The sequence below is a fragment of the Streptomyces sp. NPDC058985 genome (assembly GCF_042740985.1).
Taxonomy (GTDB): Bacteria; Actinomycetota; Actinomycetes; order Streptomycetales; family Streptomycetaceae; genus Streptomyces.
This window is the reverse complement of the sequence record NZ_JBHYJX010000001.1, coordinates 181,567-203,518: the sequence shown is the minus strand read 5'-3', so window position 1 is coordinate 203,518 and position 21,952 is coordinate 181,567. Positions and strand designations below refer to the sequence as shown.

Annotated in this window: 14 protein-coding genes; 12 read left to right on the top strand and 2 right to left on the bottom strand. The window is 68.7% G+C overall.

Going from position 1 to position 21,952, the window contains the following annotated elements; all coding sequences use genetic code 11:
• The first annotated feature begins 50 nt into the window (after window positions 1-50).
• The 7 genes from rplA to ACFW01_RS00905 all read left to right on the top strand — a co-directional run bounded on the left by rplA (window position 51) and on the right by ACFW01_RS00905 (window position 12,233).
• Complete coding sequence (gene rplA / locus ACFW01_RS00935) at window positions 51-776, top strand: 50S ribosomal protein L1 (protein WP_064729326.1); 726 nt, start codon at window positions 51-53, stop codon at window positions 774-776.
• Window positions 777-920: 144 nt separating this feature from the next.
• Complete coding sequence (locus ACFW01_RS00930) at window positions 921-1,760, top strand: hypothetical protein (protein WP_384501950.1); 840 nt, start codon at window positions 921-923, stop codon at window positions 1,758-1,760.
• 100 nt (window positions 1,761-1,860) lie between these two features.
• Entirely contained in the window at window positions 1,861-2,829 is a 969-nt protein-coding gene (locus ACFW01_RS00925) for a hypothetical protein (protein WP_384501948.1), read from the top strand.
• A 295-nt stretch (window positions 2,830-3,124) separates the two neighbouring features.
• On the top strand, window positions 3,125-3,655 hold the full coding sequence (gene rplJ, locus ACFW01_RS00920) for a 50S ribosomal protein L10 (protein WP_114533307.1): 531 nt from the start codon (window positions 3,125-3,127) through the stop codon (window positions 3,653-3,655).
• A 117-nt stretch (window positions 3,656-3,772) separates the two neighbouring features.
• Window positions 3,773-4,162 (top strand): 50S ribosomal protein L7/L12, encoded by a 390-nt coding sequence (gene rplL, locus ACFW01_RS00915; protein WP_234957953.1) that lies wholly within the window; start codon window positions 3,773-3,775, stop codon window positions 4,160-4,162.
• Between the two features lie 588 nt (window positions 4,163-4,750).
• The gene (gene rpoB / locus ACFW01_RS00910; RefSeq protein ID WP_384501946.1) at window positions 4,751-8,236 is read left to right on the top strand and encodes a DNA-directed RNA polymerase subunit beta; all 3,486 of its coding nucleotides are present in this window, start codon (window positions 4,751-4,753) and stop codon (window positions 8,234-8,236) included.
• Between the two features lie 97 nt (window positions 8,237-8,333).
• Window positions 8,334-12,233 carry a DNA-directed RNA polymerase subunit beta' gene (locus ACFW01_RS00905; RefSeq protein WP_234957951.1) on the top strand — a complete coding sequence of 1,300 codons (3,900 nt, stop codon included), beginning with the start codon at window positions 8,334-8,336 and terminating at the stop codon, window positions 12,231-12,233.
• Window positions 12,234-12,306: 73 nt separating this feature from the next.
• Here ACFW01_RS00905 and ACFW01_RS00900 read toward each other — a convergent pair whose 3' ends face one another.
• Window positions 12,307-13,599: a glycosyltransferase family 39 protein gene (locus tag ACFW01_RS00900; protein ID WP_234957950.1), complete on the bottom strand. Its 1,293-nt coding sequence runs from the start codon at window positions 13,597-13,599 to the stop codon at window positions 12,307-12,309.
• A gap of 101 nt (window positions 13,600-13,700) precedes the next feature.
• On the opposite strand from ACFW01_RS00900, the gene ACFW01_RS00895 reads away from it, so the two are divergent.
• The 5 genes from ACFW01_RS00895 (at window position 13,701) to tuf (ending at window position 19,376) form a co-directional block, all read left to right on the top strand.
• Window positions 13,701-14,783, top strand: a complete 1,083-nt coding sequence (locus ACFW01_RS00895; RefSeq protein WP_384501943.1) for a glycosyltransferase family 2 protein — start codon at window positions 13,701-13,703, stop codon at window positions 14,781-14,783.
• Between the two features lie 219 nt (window positions 14,784-15,002).
• Window positions 15,003-15,374 (top strand): 30S ribosomal protein S12, encoded by a 372-nt coding sequence (gene rpsL / locus ACFW01_RS00890; protein WP_003948652.1) that lies wholly within the window; start codon window positions 15,003-15,005, stop codon window positions 15,372-15,374.
• Window positions 15,375-15,376: 2 nt separating this feature from the next.
• Complete coding sequence (gene rpsG / locus ACFW01_RS00885; protein ID WP_003974303.1) at window positions 15,377-15,847, top strand: 30S ribosomal protein S7; 471 nt, start codon at window positions 15,377-15,379, stop codon at window positions 15,845-15,847.
• Window positions 15,848-15,886: 39 nt separating this feature from the next.
• The gene (fusA, locus tag ACFW01_RS00880) at window positions 15,887-18,013 is read left to right on the top strand and encodes an elongation factor G (RefSeq protein ID WP_234957948.1); all 2,127 of its coding nucleotides are present in this window, start codon (window positions 15,887-15,889) and stop codon (window positions 18,011-18,013) included.
• A 169-nt stretch (window positions 18,014-18,182) separates the two neighbouring features.
• Complete coding sequence (gene tuf / locus ACFW01_RS00875) at window positions 18,183-19,376, top strand: elongation factor Tu (RefSeq protein ID WP_125492298.1); 1,194 nt, start codon at window positions 18,183-18,185, stop codon at window positions 19,374-19,376.
• 105 nt (window positions 19,377-19,481) lie between these two features.
• Here tuf and ACFW01_RS00870 read toward each other — a convergent pair whose 3' ends face one another.
• Entirely contained in the window at window positions 19,482-21,941 is a 2,460-nt protein-coding gene (locus ACFW01_RS00870) for an FtsX-like permease family protein (RefSeq protein WP_384502131.1), read from the bottom strand.
• Window positions 21,942-21,952: the final 11 nt, after the last annotated feature.

Below are 21,952 nucleotides of genomic sequence, written 5' to 3'. Positions count from 1 at the left end.
GGGCCGGCTCGGCCCGCACCACGACTCCTCAGAAGCCAACAGGAGCAGTAGTGAGCAAGCGCAGCAAGTCTCTCCGCGCTGCGGACGCCAAGATCGACCGGGACAAGCTCTACGCCCCGCTCGAGGCCGTCCGTCTCGCCAAGGAGACCTCCACGAGCAAGTTCGACGGCACCGTCGAGGTCGCCTTCCGCCTGGGTGTCGACCCGCGCAAGGCCGACCAGATGGTCCGTGGCACCGTGAACCTCCCGCACGGCACCGGCAAGACCGCCCGGGTCCTGGTCTTCGCGACCGGCGACCGTGCCGAGGCCGCGCGTGCCGCGGGCGCCGACATCGTCGGCGCCGACGAACTGATCGACGAGGTGTCGAAGGGCCGTCTGGACTTCGACGCCGTCGTCGCCACCCCGGACCTCATGGGCAAGGTCGGCCGCCTCGGCCGCGTGCTCGGTCCCCGTGGTCTCATGCCGAACCCCAAGACCGGCACCGTGACCCCGGACGTCGCCAAGGCTGTCAACGACATCAAGGGCGGCAAGATCGAGTTCCGCGTCGACAAGCACTCGAACCTGCACTTCATCATCGGCAAGACGTCGTTCGACGACACCAAGCTGGTGGAGAACTACGGCGCGGCGCTGGAGGAGATCCTCCGTCTCAAGCCGTCCGCCGCGAAGGGCCGGTACATCAAGAAGGCCGCGATCAGCACCACGATCGGCCCCGGCATCCCGGTCGACTCCAACCGCACCCGCAACCTCCTCACCGAGGAGGACCCGGCGGCGGTCTGAGCCCACGGCTCGCCCAACCGGTTCACGGGCCCCGCACCTTCCGAGGTGCGGGGCCCGTCCCTTCTCCCGCGACCTGGGCTAGCGTGCGGGCAGGGGACCCCCGCACGAGGCGCAGGGGGCGCGCGGGGCACAGGGGGTGGGCGGATGACAGGCACGACGGTACGCCGGACGGTCGTCTCGGTCGCGGTGTCGGTCATGCTGGCGGGCGTCACCGCCTGCACGTCCTCCGGGGACCCCGCGGCCCCGCCGTCCTCCGCTCCGCGGTCCTCCGCCCCGGCGTCCACCGGGCCCCCGGCCCTCACCGGCCCTTCGGCCGACGCCCTGCGCGCCGTCGAGCGGGCGACCGGTCGGGCGGGTTCGGCGCGGGTGGAGTCCACGACCGTGATGGGCAGTGAGCTGTCCCTGGAGGCCACCGGTGTCCTCGGCTGGCACGACGGCCTCACCGGCACCCTCATGATCACGTACACCGGTGGCACCACCGCCGAGACGATGCGCCGGCTGGGCACCACCGCGATGGAGGCCCGGTACCTGGCCGACGCCTACTACGCCCGCATGGGCGACGAGTTCGCCGCCAGGGTCGGCGGCCGGCACTGGATCAAGTACGTCTACGCCGACCTGGAGGACCTCGGCGGCGGCGCGGGCGCCGGCTTCGCGGACCAGATGCGCAACACCACGCCCCACCAGGCGGTGAAGCTGCTGCTGACCGCCAAGGACGTACGCAGGGTGGGTGAGGAGAAGACGCGCGGCCGACGCGCCACCCACTGGTCCGGCACGGTCGGCGGGTCCACCGCCCAGACCGTCGACATCTGGGTCGACGACCGGAACCTGCTGGTCAAGAAGGTCGAGCGGGGACGGACGAAGACCGGGGAGCTGATCCAGACCGCGTACTACAGCGACTACGGCGTCACCGTCTCCGCCGCCCGTCCACCGGCCGCGGACACGGCCGACTTCAAGGAGCTGCTGGGGGAGTCGGCAGCGGATTAATCGGGGAAGCGTGGTGTTCCCGTGGGTTAGGCTCACAGAGTCTTCATATTTGAACTTCTTGTGGCCAACTCTTCGTTGGTCACGTTCCTTGGGGGGAACGATGGCGCATTTCCTGCACGCCCGGGGTGGGGCGAAGCTCGCCGGTGTGGCGGCTCTGGTGCTGGCCGGCGGTGCCGTCGGATGCGGTGGGGGTGACGGGGACGCCTCCGGTGGTGGGCGGTCCGTCCAGCAGGTGCTGACCGCGGCGTACGAGAAGACCTCCGAGGCGAAGTCCGCCAAGGTCGAGATGACCATGTCGATGCCGGCCGCGCTGGACGGCGGGGGCGACGCGCAGATGAACGGCGTCATGGGCTGGGACCCGACGGTCATGGACGTGACCATGAAGGGCTCCATGCTGACCGCCGAGCCCGGCTCTCCGGAGCAGGTCCGGATGGTCTGGCAGGACAACGTGATGTACATGGACATGGGCGAGGCCGCCGCCAAGGACATGGACGGCAAGCGCTGGATGAAGCTGGACCTCAAGGCCGCCGCCGAGTCCGCGGGCGCGGACGCCGGTCAGGCGCTGTCCGGCGTCGAGAACATGAACCAGGACCCGACCGAGCAGCTCGCCCTCCTCCTGGAGTCGCCCAACATCAAGCACGTCGGCGAGGAGAAGGTCGACGGAGTCACGGCTCAGCACTACAAGGGCACGCTCACCGTCAAGGAGATGATGGAGAGCAACGAGAGCCTGGACATGCTGAAGCCCGCGGAGCGCAAGAAGCTGCTGGCGAACATCGAGAAGTCCGGCATCAAGGGCTACGACACCGACGTCTGGGTGAACGACGCCGACCTGCCCGTGCGCATGGACGTCGCGATGAGCACTCCGCAGGGCAACGTCGACATGAGCATGAAGCTGTCGGACTACGGCGCCAAGGCCCAGGTCGAGGTGCCGCCCGCGGCCGACACCTTCGACATGATGGAGATGCTCAAGCAGCTGGAGGACCTGGCCGGTGACGGCACGGAGGCCGGGGGGCTCAACGCCGAGGAGCTGGCCGAACTGGAAGCGCTGGACCTCGGTTCCGCGACCTGATCCCCCGCTCCGGGAGCGGATTTGCCCGCCGCTGGTGCGGTCGGGTACCTTTCTTCAGAAGCCAAAGACCGCTGGTCGTTGCCGTGTGCTCGTTGGAGGGCACGGTGGCCGAAGGATCCGCTGAACTGCGGACGACCCGCGCAGGTGACTGTGGATGAGCTCCCGGAGTCCGCGCCTCGTGCGTGTGAGCGACGGTCGAGCCACGCCCCGTGCGCCTGCGCCGGGGCGTTTCGTTTTCCCCAGTCCTCCTTCGGGTCCGCGCGGTCCGAATCACCCGGAAGGAGGCCGAGGCTCTATGGCGACGCCCGAGAAGGCTGCCGCGGTTGCCGAGCTGACGGACAAGTTCCGCAGCTCCAACGCCGCCGTGCTGACCGAGTACCGCGGTCTCACCGTGGCGCAGCTCAAGACGCTGCGCCGGTCGCTCGGTGAGAACGCCCAGTACGCCGTGGTGAAGAACACGCTGACCAAGATTGCGGCCAACGAGGCCGGGATCACGCTCGACGACCAGCTCTTCGCTGGTCCGACGGCCGTCGCCTTCGTCACCGGTGACCCGGTGGAGTCGGCGAAGGGTCTGCGCGACTTCGCCAAGGACAACCCCAACCTCGTCATCAAGGGCGGTGTCCTTGACGGCAAGGCGCTGTCCGCCGACGAGATCAAGAAGCTTGCGGACCTCGAGTCCCGCGAGGTTCTGCTCTCCAAGCTGGCCGGTGCCTTCAAGGCGAAGCAGTCCCAGGCTGCCTCCGTCTTCCAGGCACTGCCCTCGAAGCTCGTCCGCACCGTGGACGCGCTCCGTGCCAAGCAGGACGAGCAGGGCGGTGCCGAGTAACTCGGCTCGCTTTCTGATCCGGGCCGCCTGAGCGCGGCACGGATCGCAGCGGGCCGACGTACGCCCGCCTCACCCCGTACATCCGGCACCTGCCGAATTAGTGGAAGGACCGCCATCATGGCGAAGCTCAGCCAGGACGACCTGCTCGCCCAGTTCGAGGAGATGACCCTCATCGAGCTCTCCGAGTTCGTGAAGGCCTTCGAGGAGAAGTTCGACGTCACCGCCGCCGCTGCCGCGCCGGTCGTCGTCGCCGGTGGTGCCGCTGGTGGCGCCGCTGTCGAGGCCGAGGCCGAGCAGGACGAGTTCGACGTCATCCTCACGGGTGCCGGCGACAAGAAGATCCAGGTCATCAAGGTCGTGCGCGAGCTGACCTCCCTGGGTCTGAAGGAGGCCAAGGACCTCGTGGACGGCGCCCCGAAGCCCGTCCTCGAGAAGGTCGCCAAGGACGCCGCGGACAAGGCCAAGGAGTCCCTCGAGGGCGCCGGCGCCTCCGTCGAGGTCAAGTAAGACCACGAAGGCACCACGGATCCGTCAGGATCTGTAACGCCGTAGCACCGAAGAGCGATCATCCATCCGGGTGGTCGCTCTTCGGCGTTCCGAGGGTCCGGCGGCGGCTGCCTTGCACGCGTGACGGCGGAGAGTATGGTGATCTTCGTTGTGCCGTCGCCGGGGCCCTGAGAGCCCCTGGCGGCAACCGGTTTGGGCAAGGGGGGCCTTGACGAACCGCACGCAGCGCGCAATTCTCAGGGCGTCGTCACAAGGATCCGAATCCGAGGCATGGATCGACGGCGAAGAGGGCAGTATCTCGGTGCGTTGAGGGCGAGGCCTTGCCGCACAGGTGGTGAGAACAACGAGGAGCGAACACGGTCCCCGAGAACCGCACTGGACATCAGTGTGCCAAGTGGCTACACTGACCCTTTGCGCTGCCTGTTAGCTGCCCCCTGCCCGTCACCAGGGGTCTGCCCTCGCCCGAGCACTGACGACCAGAGCATGCCTGACCTGGCTCTTTAGCCACATCTGGCACCCCCTGTCTTAGTGCACGGAAGAGGGACCGGTACGCGCGTAGTGAGTCCGAGCCCTCGGAAGGACCCCCTCTTGGCCGCCTCGCGCAATGCCTCGACCGCGAATACGAACAACGCTGCCAGCACCGCCCCGCTGCGCATCTCCTTTGCAAAGATCAAGGAGCCCCTCGAGGTTCCGAACCTTCTCGCGCTGCAAACCGAGAGCTTCGACTGGCTCCTCGGCAACGACGCCTGGAAGGCTCGCGTCGAGTCGGCTCTGGAGTCCGGTCAGGACGTCCCCACCAAGTCCGGTCTGGAGGAGATCTTCGAGGAGATCTCGCCGATCGAGGACTTCTCCGGGTCGATGTCGCTGACGTTCCGCGACCACCGTTTCGAGCCTCCGAAGAACAGCATCGACGAGTGCAAGGACCGTGACTTCACGTACGCGGCCCCGCTCTTCGTCACCGCCGAGTTCACCAACAACGAGACCGGCGAGATCAAGTCCCAGACGGTCTTCATGGGCGACTTCCCGCTCATGACCAACAAGGGCACCTTCGTCATCAACGGCACCGAGCGTGTCGTGGTCTCGCAGCTGGTCCGTTCGCCCGGCGTCTACTTCGACTCCTCCATCGACAAGACGTCCGACAAGGACATCTTCTCCGCCAAGATCATCCCGTCCCGGGGTGCCTGGCTGGAGATGGAGATCGACAAGCGCGACATGGTCGGTGTGCGCATCGACCGCAAGCGCAAGCAGTCCGTGACCGTCCTGCTCAAGGCGCTCGGTTGGACCACCGAGCAGATCCTCGAGGAGTTCGGCGAGTACGAGTCCATGCGCGCCACCCTGGAGAAGGACCACACCCAGGGCCAGGACGACGCGCTGCTCGACATCTACCGCAAGCTGCGTCCGGGCGAGCCCCCCACCCGTGAGGCCGCGCAGACGCTTCTGGAGAACCTGTACTTCAACCCGAAGCGCTACGACCTCGCCAAGGTCGGCCGCTACAAGGTCAACAAGAAGCTCGGCGCGGACGAGCCGCTGGACGCCGGCGTGCTCACCACCGACGACGTCATCGCCACCATCAAGTACCTGGTGAAGCTGCACGCCGGCGAGACCGAGACGACCGGCGAGTCGGGCCGGGAGATCGTCGTCGAGACCGACGACATCGACCACTTCGGCAACCGCCGCATCCGCAACGTCGGCGAGCTGATCCAGAACCAGGTCCGTACGGGTCTCGCCCGTATGGAGCGCGTCGTGCGCGAGCGCATGACCACCCAGGACGTCGAGGCGATCACGCCGCAGACCCTGATCAACATCCGGCCGGTCGTCGCCTCCATCAAGGAGTTCTTCGGCACCAGCCAGCTGTCCCAGTTCATGGACCAGAACAACCCGCTGTCGGGGCTGACGCACAAGCGTCGTCTGAACGCCCTCGGCCCGGGTGGTCTCTCCCGTGAGCGGGCCGGCTTCGAGGTCCGTGACGTTCACCCGTCGCACTACGGCCGCATGTGCCCGATCGAGACGCCCGAAGGCCCGAACATCGGTCTGATCGGTTCGCTCGCCTCGTACGGCCGGATCAACCCGTTCGGTTTCATCGAGACGCCGTACCGCAAGGTCGTCGACGGCCAGGTCACCGACGAGGTGGACTACCTGACCGCCGACGAGGAGGACCGCTTCGTCATCGCGCAGGCCAACGCCACGCTCAACGACGACATGCGCTTCTCCGAGGCCCGCGTCCTGGTCCGCCGTCGTGGCGGCGAGGTCGACTACGTCCCCGGTGACGACGTCGACTACATGGACGTCTCGCCGCGCCAGATGGTGTCGGTCGCGACCGCGATGATCCCGTTCCTGGAGCACGACGACGCCAACCGTGCCCTCATGGGCGCGAACATGATGCGCCAGGCCGTGCCGCTCATCAAGAGCGAGTCCCCGCTCGTCGGCACCGGCATGGAGTACCGCTCCGCCGCCGACGCCGGCGACGTGGTCAAGGCCGAGAAGGCGGGTGTGGTCCAGGAGGTCTCCGCCGACTACATCACCACCACCAACGACGACGGCACGTACATCACGTACCGCCTGGCCAAGTTCTCCCGGTCCAACCAGGGCACCTCGGTCAACCAGAAGGTCATCGTCGCCGAGGGCGACCGGATCATCGAGGGCCAGGTCCTGGCCGACGGTCCGGCCACCGAGAACGGCGAGATGGCGCTCGGCAAGAACCTGCTGGTCGCGTTCATGCCGTGGGAGGGTCACAACTACGAGGACGCGATCATCCTGTCGCAGCGCCTCGTGCAGGACGACGTCCTCTCCTCGATCCACATCGAGGAGCACGAGGTCGACGCCCGTGACACCAAGCTCGGCCCCGAGGAGATCACCCGGGACATCCCGAACGTCTCCGAGGAGGTCCTCGCCGACCTCGACGAGCGCGGCATCATCCGCATCGGTGCCGAGGTCGTCGCCGGCGACATCCTCGTCGGCAAGGTCACGCCCAAGGGTGAGACCGAGCTGACCCCGGAGGAGCGCCTGCTCCGCGCGATCTTCGGTGAGAAGGCGCGCGAGGTGCGCGACACCTCCCTGAAGGTGCCGCACGGCGAGATCGGCAAGGTCATCGGCGTCCGCGTCTTCGACCGCGAGGAGGGCGACGAGCTTCCCCCCGGTGTGAACCAGCTGGTGCGCGTGTACGTGGCGCAGAAGCGCAAGATCACCGACGGTGACAAGCTCGCCGGCCGCCACGGCAACAAGGGCGTCATCTCCAAGATCAACCCGATCGAGGACATGCCGTTCCTGGAGGACGGCACGCCCGTCGACATCATCCTGAACCCGCTGGGTGTCCCGTCCCGAATGAACCCGGGACAGGTCCTGGAGATCCACCTCGGCTGGCTCGCCAGCCGCGGCTGGGACGTCTCCGGCCTCGCGGAGGAGTGGGCGCAGCGCCTCCAGGCCATCGGCGCCGACAAGGTCGAGGCCGGCACCAACGTCGCCACCCCGGTCTTCGACGGTGCGCGCGAGGACGAGCTGGCCGGCCTGCTCCAGCACACCATCCCGAACCGCGACGGCGAGCGCATGGTGCTCCCGACCGGCAAGGCGCGGCTGTTCGACGGCCGCAGCGGTGAGCCGTTCCCGGACCCGATCTCGGTCGGGTACATGTACATCCTCAAGCTGCACCACCTGGTCGACGACAAGCTGCACGCCCGGTCGACCGGCCCGTACTCGATGATCACCCAGCAGCCGCTGGGTGGTAAGGCCCAGTTCGGTGGCCAGCGCTTCGGTGAGATGGAGGTGTGGGCGCTGGAGGCTTACGGCGCCGCGTACGCCCTCCAGGAGCTGCTGACGATCAAGTCCGACGACGTCACCGGCCGCGTGAAGGTCTACGAGGCCATCGTCAAGGGCGAGAACATCCCTGAGCCCGGCATCCCCGAGTCCTTCAAGGTGCTCATCAAGGAGATGCAGTCCCTGTGCCTCAACGTGGAGGTGCTGTCCTCGGACGGCATGTCCATCGAGATGCGCGACACCGACGAGGACGTCTTCCGCGCCGCGGAGGAGCTTGGCATCGACCTGTCCCGGCGCGAGCCGAGCAGCGTCGAAGAGGTCTGACGGGAGTCAGGCGGGGCCTGTTCCGCACAGGCCCCGCCGATCCCGCGACCCCCGTTTCAGACCACAGACTTACAACCCTGAGAGGGATTGACGCATAGTGCTCGACGTCAACTTCTTCGACGAGCTCCGGATCGGTCTGGCCACCGCTGACGACATCCGTCAGTGGAGCCACGGCGAGGTCAAGAAGCCCGAGACCATCAACTACCGCACCCTCAAGCCCGAGAAGGACGGACTCTTCTGCGAGAAGATCTTCGGTCCGACCCGGGACTGGGAGTGCTACTGCGGCAAGTACAAGCGCGTCCGCTTCAAGGGCATCATCTGCGAGCGCTGTGGCGTCGAGGTTACCCGCGCCAAGGTGCGCCGTGAGCGGATGGGCCACATCGAGCTGGCCGCTCCCGTCACCCACATCTGGTACTTCAAGGGCGTCCCGTCGCGCCTGGGCTACCTGCTGGACCTGGCGCCGAAGGACCTCGAGAAGGTCATCTACTTCGCCGCGTACATGATCACGTTCGTGGACGAGGAGCGCCGTACGCGCGACCTGCCGTCGCTGGAGGCCCACGTCTCCGTCGAGCGCCAGCAGATCGAGCAGCGCCGCGACTCCGACCTGGAGGCCCGCGCCAAGAAGCTCGAGACCGACCTGGCCGAGCTGGAGGCCGAGGGCGCCAAGGCCGACGTGCGCCGCAAGGTGCGCGAGGGTGCCGAGCGTGAGATGAAGCAGCTGCGCGACCGTGCGCAGCGCGAGATCGACCGCCTCGACGAGGTGTGGAACCGGTTCAAGAACCTCAAGGTCCAGGACCTGGAGGGCGACGAGCTGCTCTACCGCGAGCTGCGCGACCGCTTCGGCACCTACTTCGACGGCTCGATGGGCGCCGCCGCGCTGCAGAAGCGCCTGGAGTCCTTCGACCTCGACGAGGAGGCCGAGCGCCTCCGCGAGATCATCCGCACCGGCAAGGGCCAGAAGAAGACCCGTGCGCTCAAGCGCCTCAAGGTCGTCTCCGCGTTCCTGCAGACCAGCAACAGCCCCAAGGGCATGGTGCTCGACTGCGTGCCGGTCATCCCGCCGGACCTGCGTCCGATGGTGCAGCTGGACGGTGGCCGCTTCGCGACCTCCGACCTGAACGACCTGTACCGCCGTGTCATCAACCGCAACAACCGCCTGAAGCGGCTTCTCGACCTCGGCGCGCCCGAGATCATCGTGAACAACGAGAAGCGCATGCTCCAGGAGGCCGTCGACGCGCTCTTCGACAACGGCCGCCGCGGCCGCCCGGTGACGGGCCCCGGCAACCGTCCGCTGAAGTCGCTGTCCGACATGCTCAAGGGCAAGCAGGGCCGCTTCCGTCAGAACCTGCTCGGCAAGCGAGTCGACTACTCGGCGCGTTCCGTCATCGTCGTCGGCCCGCAGCTGAAGCTGCACCAGTGCGGTCTCCCGAAGGCCATGGCGCTGGAGCTCTTCAAGCCGTTCGTGATGAAGCGCCTGGTCGACCTGAACCACGCGCAGAACATCAAGAGCGCCAAGCGCATGGTCGAGCGCGGCCGCACGGTCGTGTACGACGTGCTGGAAGAGGTCATCGCGGAGCACCCGGTTCTGCTGAACCGTGCGCCCACCCTGCACCGCCTCGGCATCCAGGCCTTCGAGCCGCAGCTGGTCGAGGGCAAGGCCATCCAGATCCACCCGCTCGTCTGCACCGCGTTCAACGCGGACTTCGACGGTGACCAGATGGCCGTCCACCTGCCGCTCTCCGCGGAGGCGCAGGCCGAGGCCCGCATCCTGATGCTGTCCTCGAACAACATCCTCAAGCCGGCCGACGGCCGTCCGGTGACGATGCCGACCCAGGACATGGTCCTCGGTCTGTTCTTCCTCACCACCGACGGCGAGGGCCGGGACCTCAAGGGCGAGGGCCGTGCGTTCGGTTCCGCCGCCGAGGCGATCATGGCGTTCGACGCGGGCGACCTGTCGCTCCAGTCGAAGGTCGACATCCGCTTCCCGGTGGGCACCATCCCGCCCCGCGGCTGGGAGCCCCCGGCCCGCGAGGAGGGTGAGCCGGAGTGGCAGCAGGGTGACACCTTCACCCTGAAGACCACGCTGGGCCGCGCGCTCTTCAACGAGCTGCTGCCCGAGGACTACCCGTTCGTCGACTACGAGGTCGGCAAGAAGCAGCTCTCCGAGATCGTCAACGACCTCGCCGAGCGCTACCCGAAGGTCATCGTGGCGGCGACGCTCGACAACCTGAAGGCGGCCGGCTTCTTCTGGGCGACCCGTTCCGGCGTCACCGTGGCCATCTCCGACGTCGTCGTTCCCGAGGCGAAGAAGGAGATCGTCAAGGGCTACGAGGCGCAGGACGAGAAGGTCCAGAAGCAGTACGAGCGCGGTCTGATCACCAAGGACGAGCGCACGCAGGAACTCATCGCGATCTGGACCAAGGCGACCAACGAGGTCGCCGAGGCGATGAACGAGAACTTCCCGAAGACCAACCCGATCTTCATGATGGTGAACTCGGGCGCACGAGGCAACATGATGCAGATGCGTCAGATCGCCGGTATGCGTGGTCTGGTGTCGAACGCCAAGAACGAGACGATCCCGCGTCCGATCAAGGCCTCGTTCCGTGAGGGCCTGTCCGTGCTGGAGTACTTCATCTCCACGCACGGTGCCCGTAAGGGTCTGGCGGACACCGCTCTGCGTACCGCCGACTCGGGTTACCTCACGCGTCGTCTGGTCGACGTCTCCCAGGACGTCATCATTCGCGAGGAGGACTGCGGCACCGAGCGCGGTCTCAAGCTGCCGATCGCCTCGCGTGACGCGGACGGGACGCTGCGCAAGGCCGAGGACGTCGAGACCAGCGTCTATGCCCGCATGCTCGCCGAGGACGTCGTCATCGACGGCAAGGTGATCGCGCCGGCCAACGTCGACCTCGGTGACGTCCTCATCGACGCCCTGGTCGCCCACGGCGTCGAGGAGGTCAAGACCCGCTCGATCCTGACCTGCGAGTCCCAGGTCGGCACCTGCGCCATGTGCTACGGCCGCTCCCTGGCCACCGGCAAGCTGGTCGACATCGGTGAGGCGGTCGGCATCATCGCCGCCCAGTCCATCGGTGAGCCCGGCACCCAGCTGACGATGCGTACCTTCCACACCGGTGGTGTGGCCGGTGACGACATCACCCAGGGTCTGCCGCGTGTCGTCGAGCTCTTCGAGGCCCGTACCCCGAAGGGTGTCGCCCCGATCTCCGAGGCCTCCGGCCGCGTCCGGATCGAGGAGACCGAGAAGACGAAGAAGATCGTCGTCACCCCGGACGACGGCAGCGACGAGACGGCGTTCCCGATCTCGAAGCGTGCCCGTCTGCTCGTGGGCGAGGGCGACCACGTCGAGGTGGGCCAGAAGCTCACCGTGGGTGCCACCAACCCGCACGACGTGCTGCGCATCCTGGGCCAGCGTGCCGTCCAGGTCCACCTGGTCGGCGAGGTCCAGAAGGTCTACAACTCGCAGGGTGTGTCGATCCACGACAAGCACATCGAGATCATCATCCGGCAGATGCTGCGCCGCGTGACGATCATCGAGTCGGGCGACGCGGAGCTGCTGCCCGGCGAGCTGGTCGAGCGTACGAAGTTCGAGACCGAGAACCGTCGTGTGGTCCAGGAGGGCGGTCACCCGGCCTCCGGTCGTCCGCAGCTGATGGGTATCACCAAGGCCTCGCTGGCGACGGAGTCCTGGCTGTCGGCCGCCTCCTTCCAGGAGACGACCCGAGTGCTGACGGACGCGGCGATCAACGCCAAGTCCGACAGCCTCATCGGCCTCAAGGAGAACGTCATCATCGGTAAGCTCATCCCGGCCGGTACGGGCCTGTCCCGCTACCGCAACATCCGGGTCGAGCCGACCGAGGAGGCCAAGGCCGCGATGTACTCGGCCGTCGGCTACGACGACATCGACTACTCGCCGTTCGGCACGGGCTCCGGCCAGGCCGTTCCGCTGGAGGACTACGACTACGGTCCGTACAACCAGTAAGCGAGCCGGTTGAACGAACGAAGGGCGGCCACCCCACGGGGTGGCCGCCCTTCGGCGTTCTCGCGCGGGACGTCTACGGCACGCCCAGCTCGAAGATCACGTAGTGCGCGTACCAGCCGGAGGCGAGGGCCGCCGTGGTGAAGAAGACCACCAGGCTCGGGAGCTTCAGACGGCTCAGGGCCGCGGCGGGGGCCAGGAGCAGGGGGAAGGCGGGGAGCAGGTAGCGCATGGTGTTGCCGAACATCTGCTGGGTGCCCAGGACCGTGATGACGGACGCCAGGGTGTACGCGACCAGGACCAGCGGGGGCCGCTTGCGCAACATCAGGGCGATCAGGAAGGGCAGGGCCAGGACCAGCTGGAGGGAGAGCAGGTCCGGGGTGGAGAAGGCGAAGTGGTAGTCGCCCTTGCCCACCGTGAGGTTGCGCAGCACGTCCAGGGTGTAGGCGCCGTAGTCGAAGAAGTGGGCCCAGCCCTCGCGCTGGAGGGTGAAGTACGCGGTGGCCTCGCCCGTGCTCCAGCCGACCCAGGCGATGTAGCCGAGCAGGCCGACGGGGGCGACGAGCATGGCGTACACCGGGCCGCGTATCCCGTGTTCGCGCCGGGACGCCGGGCGGGCCAGCGTCACCAGGGCGGCGAGGCCGACGGCGCCGATGAGCACGGCGGAGGTGGGGCGGTTCAGGCCGGCGGTGAAGGCGAGCAGGCCGGCCACCACCCAGCGCCGGGTCATCACGGCGTAGCAGGCCCAGGCGGCGATGGCGACGAACAGGGACTCGGAGTAGACGGCCCACTCGACGCCCGCGCCGGGGGCCACGGCCCACAGACCCGCCGCGATGGTGCCCGCGCGGGCCCCCGCGAGCAGCGAGATCACCGCGTAGACGCCCGCCGCCGCGATGAACGACGAGACGACCGAGACCAGGATCCCGGAGCCGTACAGGCCGAGGCCGGTCGACTCCGAGACCATGCGGATCAGGGCCGGGTAGAGAGGGAAGAACGCCACCGAGTTCTGCTGGACCGTGAACAGGCCGTCGGAGTCGAGCCGGACCAGGGAGGGGTGGTAGCCGTGTTCGGCGACCTGGAGGTACCACCAGCCGTCCCAGGTGGCCAGGACGTCCCACCAGTGGGCGCCGCCGCCGAAGCGCGGGTTCTTCTCCCGGAAGTCCCCGGCGTACGTCAGCAGGGCGGCGAAGACGCCGAGGCCGACCAGCTTGGTGACGCCGTACAGGAGGAGCGGGGCCAGGTAGGGGCGGGCGCGGTCCGGCAGGCGGGGCGGCCAGGTCGCCCAGGGGCGGTCCCGGGGTCCGTCGGGCCGTGCCGTGCGTGCGCCGTCCGACCCGTCGGTCACCGTGTCGTCGGCAGCCGTGTCCATGGCTGTCATCCCCCTCGGCCCACCCTCAACCGTCAATTGCTGCCATAAGATCGCACAAGAGTCGCACATCTGTGCTCAGAGGCAGGGAGAGGGGAGGCGCGGTGCCCGAGGAACCGGACGCGGAGCGGCACGAACCCGTCGTGCTGTCGGTCGTCATACCCATGTACAACGAGGAAGAGGTCCTGCCCGCGCTGGTCAGCAGGTTGCGCCCGGTCCTGACGGAGCTGGGCGTGCGACACGAGGTCGTCGTGGTGGACGACGGCAGCGGCGACCGCACGGCGGAGCTGCTGGCCGCCTTCCGGCTGGGCTGGCCGGAGCTGCGCGTGGTCGGGCTGCGGCGCAACTCCGGACACCAGGCGGCCCTCACCGCGGGCCTGGACCGCGCCGTGGGCGCCTACGTCGTCAGTCTCGACGCCGACCTCCAGGACCCGCCGGAGAAGATCCCCGAGATGCTGGAGCTGGCCCGTACGCAGGGCCTGGACATCGTCTACGGCGTGCGGGCCGACCGCAGCAGCGACTCCGGGTTCAAGCGGTGGTCGGCGGGCGTCTACTACCGCCTGATGCGGCGCCTGGCGGGCCCGTCCGTGCTCGCGCAGGCCGGCGACTTCCGGCTGCTCAGCCGGGCCGCCGTGGACGCGCTGAAGGCCCTGCCGGACCAGCAGCGGGTCTACCGGCTCCTCGTGCCGTGGCTGGGCTTCCCGAGCGGCCGGGTGACGTACGAGCGCGCGCCGCGCACCGCCGGCCGGACGAAGTACCCGCTGGGCCGGATGATCCGCCTCGCCGTCGACAGCGTGACCGGCTTCTCGGCGGCCCCGCTGCGCATCGCCACCTGGCTGGGCGCCGGTGCCTTCGTGGTCTGCCTGGGGCTGCTGGTCTACACGCTGACCGCCTTCGCGCTGGGCCGCACGGTCCCCGGCTGGACCTCGCTCTTCACCGGCATCGTGTTCATCGGCGGGGTGCAGCTGATCTGCGTCGGTCTGCTCGGTGAGTATGTCGGGCGCATATACACGGCGGTGCAGAACCGGCCGACGTACTTCGTCCGGGACGACACGGCCGCGTCTGTGCCCGCGCCCGCGCCCGGGTCTGCTCCCACGCCCGCTCCCGCGCCTGCTCCCGGTGACGGAACGATCGGGGCGCAGCGGGACGAATCGGGTACGGATGCCCGCGCCGCCCATTTGTTTTGACCGCAGCGAATGCGGTAGGTACGCTCAGACCTTGTGCCTGGGGTGTGCCCTGGCCCTCGTGCGTGTCTTCAACCGCGGTGAGGGTCGTGACCGGCCACCGCAATCCGCGCTTTCTCCCGCCTGGCGGCAGGGGTTCGCGGCTTCGACACACCCGACCGCGTGGGTCGGCGAATGTTCCGGGTTAGCTTCACCATTCGGCACACAGAAACCGGAGAAGTAGTGCCTACGATCCAGCAGCTGGTCCGGAAGGGCCGGCAGGACAAGGTCGAGAAGAACAAGACGCCCGCACTCGAGGGTTCCCCTCAGCGCCGTGGCGTCTGCACGCGTGTGTTCACGACCACCCCGAAGAAGCCGAACTCGGCCCTGCGTAAGGTCGCGCGTGTGCGTCTGACCAGCGGGATCGAGGTCACCGCTTACATTCCGGGTGAGGGGCACAACCTGCAGGAGCACTCCATCGTGCTCGTGCGCGGCGGCCGTGTGAAGGACCTGCCGGGTGTTCGCTACAAGATCATCCGCGGTTCCCTCGACACCCAGGGTGTCAAGAACCGCAAGCAGGCCCGCAGCCGCTACGGCGCCAAGAAGGAGAAGTAAGAATGCCTCGTAAGGGCCCCGCCCCGAAGCGCCCGGTCATCATCGACCCGGTCTACGGTTCTCCTCTGGTGACCTCCCTGATCAACAAGGTGCTGCTGAACGGCAAGCGCTCCACCGCCGAGCGCATCGTCTACGGCGCCATGGAGGGCCTGCGCGAGAAGACCGGCAACGACCCGGTCATCACGCTGAAGCGCGCTCTCGAGAACATCAAGCCGACCCTCGAGGTCAAGTCCCGCCGTGTCGGTGGTGCGACGTACCAGGTGCCGATCGAGGTCAAGCCCGGTCGCGCCAACACCCTCGCGCTGCGCTGGCTCGTCGGTTACTCCCGCGCCCGTCGCGAGAAGACCATGACCGAGCGTCTGCTCAACGAGCTCCTCGACGCCTCCAACGGCCTCGGTGCCGCTGTGAAGAAGCGCGAGGACACGCACAAGATGGCCGAGTCCAACAAGGCCTTCGCGCACTACCGCTGGTAGTCGCTACCCCCATCGAGACCGAGAGAAGACTGAAGCCTTATGGCTACCACTTCACTTGACCTGGCCAAGGTCCGCAACATCGGGATCATGGCCCACATCGACGCGGGCAAGACGACCACCACCGAGCGGATCCTGTTCTACACCGGCGTCAGCTACAAGATCGGTGAGGTCCACGACGGCGCCGCCACGATGGACTGGATGGAGCAGGAGCAGGAGCGTGGCATCACGATCACGTCTGCTGCGACCACCTGTCACTGGCCGCTCGAGGACAACGACTACACGATCAACATCATCGACACCCCGGGGCACGTCGACTTCACCGTCGAGGTGGAGCGTTCCCTGCGTGTGCTCGACGGTGCCGTGACCGTGTTCGACGGTGTCGCCGGTGTCGAGCCGCAGTCCGAGACGGTGTGGCGTCAGGCCGACCGCTACGGCGTGCCCCGCATCTGCTTCGTGAACAAGCTGGACCGCACCGGCGCCGAGTTCCACCGCTGCGTGGAGATGATCTCGGACCGCCTGGGCGCCCAGCCGCTCGTCATGCAGCTCCCGATCGGTGCCGAGGCCGACTTCAAGGGCGTCGTGGACCTGGTCCGCATGAAGGCGCTCGTGTGGTCCGCCGAGGCCGCCAAGGGCGAGATGTACGACACCGTCGACATCCCGGCCACGCACGCCGAGGCCGCCGAGGAGTGGCGCGGCAAGCTGGTCGAGGGCGTCGCGGAGAACGACGAAGAGATCATGGAGCTGTTCCTGGAGGGCCAGGAGCCCACCGAGGAGCAGCTGTACGCCGCGATCCGTCGCATCACCATCGCCTCCGGCAAGTCCAGCGACACCACGGTCACCCCGGTGTTCTGCGGCACCGCGTTCAAGAACAAGGGCGTCCAGCCCCTGCTCGACGCGGTCGTGCGCTACCTGCCGACCCCGCTCGACGTCGAGGCCATCGAGGGCCACGACGTCAAGGACCCCGAGGTCGTCGTCAAGCGCAAGCCGTCCGAGGAAGAGCCGCTGGCCGCGCTCGCGTTCAAGATCATGAGCGACCCGCACCTCGGCAAGCTCACCTTCGTCCGGGTCTACTCGGGCCGCCTGCAGTCCGGCACCGCGGTGCTGAACTCGGTCAAGGGCAAGAAGGAGCGCATCGGCAAGATCTACCGCATGCACGCCAACAAGCGTGAGGAGATCGAGTCGGTGGGCGCCGGCGACATCGTCGCCGTCATGGGCCTGAAGCAGACCACCACCGGTGAGACGCTGTCCGACGACAAGAGCCCGGTCATCCTGGAGTCCATGGACTTCCCGGCGCCGGTCATCCAGGTCGCCATCGAGCCCAAGTCGAAGGGCGACCAGGAGAAGCTCGGCGTCGCGATCCAGCGCCTGGCCGAGGAGGACCCCTCCTTCCAGGTCCACTCGGACGAGGAGACCGGCCAGACCATCATCGGCGGTATGGGCGAGCTGCACCTCGAGGTGCTGGTCGACCGCATGCGCCGTGAGTTCAAGGTCGAGGCCAACGTCGGCAAGCCGCAGGTCGCGTACCGCGAGACGATCCGCAAGACCGTCGAGCGCGTGGACTACACCCACAAGAAGCAGACCGGTGGTACCGGTCAGTTCGCCAAGGTGCAGATCGCGATCGAGCCCATCGAGGGCGGCGACGCCTCGTACGAGTTCGTGAACAAGGTCACCGGTGGCCGCATCCCGAAGGAGTACATCCCTTCGGTGGACGCCGGTGCGCAGGAGGCCATGCAGTTCGGCATCCTGGCCGGCTACGAGATGACCGGCGTCCGCGTCACGCTCATCGACGGTGGCTACCACGAGGTCGACTCCTCCGAGCTCGCCTTCAAGATCGCCGGTTCGCAGGCCTTCAAGGAGGCCGCGCGCAAGGCTTCGCCCGTGCTCCTGGAGCCGATGATGGCCGTCGAGGTCACCACGCCCGAGGACTACATGGGTGACGTCATCGGTGACATCAACTCCCGCCGTGGCCAGATCCAGGCCATGGAGGAGCGGATGGGTGCCCGCGTCGTGAAGGGCCTCGTGCCGCTGTCGGAGATGTTCGGCTACGTCGGAGACCTCCGCAGCAAGACGTCGGGTCGCGCAAGCTACTCGATGCAGTTCGACTCCTACGCCGAGGTTCCCCGGAACGTCGCCGAGGAGATCATCGCGAAGGCCAAGGGCGAGTAACGGACTCCGTTCAACGGACCCCGTGAACACGCTTTAGGCTTGACCCCGGAGCCTGCATGGGGCATTCCGCCGCAAACCGGCGGAATGCCCCCGGCACCCGGGCTTTCCAGCAAAGATCACCTGGCGCCGATGAGTAAGGCGTACAGAACCACTCCACAGGAGGACCCCAGTGGCGAAGGCGAAGTTCGAGCGGACTAAGCCGCACGTCAACATCGGCACCATCGGTCACATCGACCACGGTAAGACGACCCTCACGGCCGCCATTACCAAGGTGCTGCACGACGCGTACCCCGAGCTGAACGAGGCCTCGGCCTTCGACCAGATCGACAAGGCTCCCGAGGAGCGCCAGCGCGGTATCACCATCTCCATCGCGCACGTCGAGTACCAGACCGAGACGCGCCACTACGCGCACGTCGACTGCCCCGGTCACGCGGACTACATCAAGAACATGATCACGGGTGCGGCGCAGATGGACGGCGCCATCCTCGTGGTCGCCGCGACCGACGGCCCGATGCCGCAGACCAAGGAGCACGTGCTCCTGGCCCGCCAGGTCGGCGTTCCGTACATCGTCGTCGCCCTGAACAAGGCCGACATGGTGGACGACGAGGAGATCCTGGAGCTCGTCGAGCTCGAGGTGCGTGAGCTGCTCTCCGAGTACGAGTTCCCGGGCGACGACGTTCCGGTCGTCAAGGTCTCCGCTCTGAAGGCCCTCGAGGGCGACAAGGAGTGGGGCAACTCGGTCCTCGAGCTCATGAAGGCCGTGGACGAGGCCATCCCGGAGCCCGAGCGCGACGTCGACAAGCCGTTCCTGATGCCGATCGAGGACGTCTTCACGATCACCGGTCGTGGCACCGTCGTCACCGGTCGTATCGAGCGCGGCATCCTCAAGGTCAACGAGACCGTCGACATCATCGGCATCAAGACCGAGAAGACCACCACCACGGTCACCGGCATCGAGATGTTCCGCAAGCTGCTCGACGAGGGCCAGGCCGGTGAGAACGTCGGCCTCCTGCTCCGCGGCATCAAGCGCGAGGACGTCGAGCGCGGCCAGGTCATCATCAAGCCGGGCTCGGTCACCCCGCACACCGAGTTCGAGGCGCAGGCCTACATCCTGTCCAAGGACGAGGGTGGCCGCCACACGCCGTTCTTCAACAACTACCGTCCGCAGTTCTACTTCCGTACGACGGACGTGACCGGCGTCGTGACCCTCCCCGAGGGCACCGAGATGGTCATGCCGGGTGACAACACCGAGATGAAGGTGGAGCTCATCCAGCCCGTCGCCATGGAAGAGGGCCTGAAGTTCGCCATCCGCGAGGGTGGCCGGACCGTGGGCGCCGGCCAGGTCACCAAGATCAACAAGTAAGCTCCGCTTGCTTGTCGGTCCGATGACCTGACATGGGCTGATGCCTGAAGGGCCCGTACGACTCCGGTCGTACGGGCCCTTCGCATGTCCGGGGGAGCGGCGGGACTACTCGCGCGCCCCCGCGAGTTCCACCGCCGGGCGCCGTATGGCGAGCCCCGCCGGGACCACCGAGGCGACCACCGCCAGGACGGCGCAGCAGGCCGCGACCCCGCCGAGGGCCGCCCACGGCAGCTCGATGGTGGTGTCCACCGAGAGCAGGCGCAGCGCCCCCCACATCCCCGCCAGGTTGAGCCCGGCCACCGCCAGTCCGAGCAGCGCGCCGACCGCCACCACCAGCAGCGACTCGGCACCGACCACCCGCAGCACCTGCCGGCGGGTGGCTCCGGCCAGCCGCAGCACCGCCAGCTCGCGCCCCCGGCCGGCGGTGGCCATCACCATGGTGTTGACCAGGGAGATCCCGGTGTAGAGCAGGGCGATGCCCAGCACCAGGAGGAGACCGGCCCGGGTCGTGCCGTTGGTCCCCGGGGAGGCGGCCGCGACCCACTCGTCCTTGCTCGACACCCGCCCGCCGGTCGCGCCCACCGCCTCGCGCAGCCCGGCGGCCACCGCCCCGGCGTCGGCGCCGGCCGCGAGGGCGACGTCCACCCGGTCGACCGGGGCGCCGGGGGCGTTGGCCCGCGTGACGTAGACGCCGTTGCCGCCGGTGCCGGTCGCCATCACGGCGGCGATGCGCAGCGTCCTGCGGGTGCCGTCCCCGAGCCACACCCGCACGCTCCGGCCCACGGAGTGCCGCTCCCACTCCTCGTTGACGATGATCGAGGCGTCGTCGAGGCCGGTCGTCCTGCCCTGTGTGAGCGGGAGCCGGGCGGTGGCGGCGAGGGCCTCGGGGTCGGCGACGGCACGCGCGTCGGACCTGATGAGCGCGGTGCCCTCCTCCAGGACGTACACCGCGCTCGACGCGGTCGGCGAGACCACCGTGCCGGGCACCGAGCGCAGCCGGTCCACGGTCCGGGCGTCCAGGCCCGCGCCGCCCGCCGCCGTGACCACGAAGGCGGCGGCGGTCCGCTCACGCGTCTCGGCGGCCTCGGCCCCGTCGAGCGTCGCGGTGGCACCGAGCAGCGAGCCCGCGAGGGCGACCGTCACCAGCACGGGCGCCGCGACGGCGGCCGTACGGCGCACCCCGGCGGCGGCGTTCTCCCGCACCAGCAGGCCCGTCGCGCCCCGCAGCCGGGCCGGGAGCCGGGCCAGCAGCCTCGACAGCGGTCCCACCACGACGGGGGCGAGCATCGCGGCCGCGGTGATCAGCAGCATCGGACGGCTCACGTACGTCTTGCGGTGCAGCAGGCCGCCGGGGTCGCCGGCCAGCGCGATGCCGAGCGTCACCAGGGCGGTCAGCAGCAGGCCCCCGCCGAACAGCCACCGGCCCCACGTCATCGCGCCGGTGTCCACGGACGCCTCGCGCAGCGCCTGCGCCGGGCCCGTGCGGCCCGCCCGCCAGGACGCGGCGAGCACGCCGCACAGGGCGACGAGGAGCCCCGTCCAGAAGGCCGTGTGGTACGGCCAGGTGTGGTCGCCGATGGTGAACCAGGCCGGTGCCAGGCCGCCGTCGACCACCCGTGCGGCCAGGTGCGGCGCACCCCACGCGCCGAGCCCGCAGCCGGCCGCGGACGCGAGCACGCCCACCGCCAGGGCCTCGGCCAGTACCAGCGCGCGGAGCTGCCCCGGTGTCGCCCCGGCGGTACGCAGCAGCCCGAACTCCCGGCGCCGCTGCGCCACGGTGAAGGCGAAGGTGGACGCCACGACGAACACCGACACGAAGGCGGTGACGCCCCCGGCCGTGCCGAACATGGCGTTCATCGCGGTCAGCGCCTCGCGGTCCCGGTGCGGATCGGCGTCGGCGAGCCTGCGGTCGTCCCCGGTGAGGACGCGCACCCCCGGGCTGCCGCGCACCGCGTCCCGCACCGCCGGGGCGTCCGCGTCGACCGTGAGCTGAAGGCTGACCGGTGAGAGCCGTGCGGCCTCGGAGTCCGTGTAGAAGACGGCGTGTTCGAAGCCGCGGTCCGGCACGGTGCCCACGACCCGGACGGTTCCGCGGTCGGTGCGCAGTCGCTCGCCCGGCGCCGCCCAGCCGCCGGTGACGACGACCTCGCCGTCGGTGCGCGGCGCGCGGCCCGCGTCGATCGCGTACGGGGCGAACGCGGCGGTGGACCACGGGTGGCCCACCAGGTCACCGGGTCCGCCCTCGGCGCGTACCGGGAAGGACCGGTCCGCGACGACCCGGCCGAGCCGCTCCAGTTCCGCGACGGTCCCGGCCGGCACGGCACGCGGCCGGGCCAGCTCGTGCGTGCGGTCGCCGACCGGCGTGGGCACCCGCAGGGTGTCCTGGCCGCGCACCACGACCGGCGCCGCGGCGAACCGCTCCGGCTTCCGGCCGGGCGCGTCCAGCGACGAGGCGAGGGCCAGCCCCGTCACGGCGAGCAGCGCGACGCCCAGCGACAGCGCGACGAAGCTGCCGGCGAAGGTGGCCCAGCGGGTGCGCAGAGTGCGCAGGGCGACACTCAGCACGGGTGGGCCTC

Coding starts and splice junctions, on each gene's coding strand:
- ACFW01_RS00930 (WP_384501950.1), top strand. CDS start 921: ATGACAGGCACGACGGTACGCCGGACGGTCGTCTCGGTCGCGGTGTCG.
- ACFW01_RS00925 (WP_384501948.1), top strand. CDS start 1,861: ATGGCGCATTTCCTGCACGCCCGGGGTGGGGCGAAGCTCGCCGGTGTG.
- rplJ (WP_114533307.1), top strand. CDS start 3,125: ATGGCGACGCCCGAGAAGGCTGCCGCGGTTGCCGAGCTGACGGACAAG.
- rplL (WP_234957953.1), top strand. CDS start 3,773: ATGGCGAAGCTCAGCCAGGACGACCTGCTCGCCCAGTTCGAGGAGATG.
- ACFW01_RS00900 (WP_234957950.1), bottom strand. CDS start 13,599: ATGGACACGGCTGCCGACGACACGGTGACCGACGGGTCGGACGGCGCA.
- rpsG (WP_003974303.1), top strand. CDS start 15,377: ATGCCTCGTAAGGGCCCCGCCCCGAAGCGCCCGGTCATCATCGACCCG.
- fusA (WP_234957948.1), top strand. CDS start 15,887: ATGGCTACCACTTCACTTGACCTGGCCAAGGTCCGCAACATCGGGATC.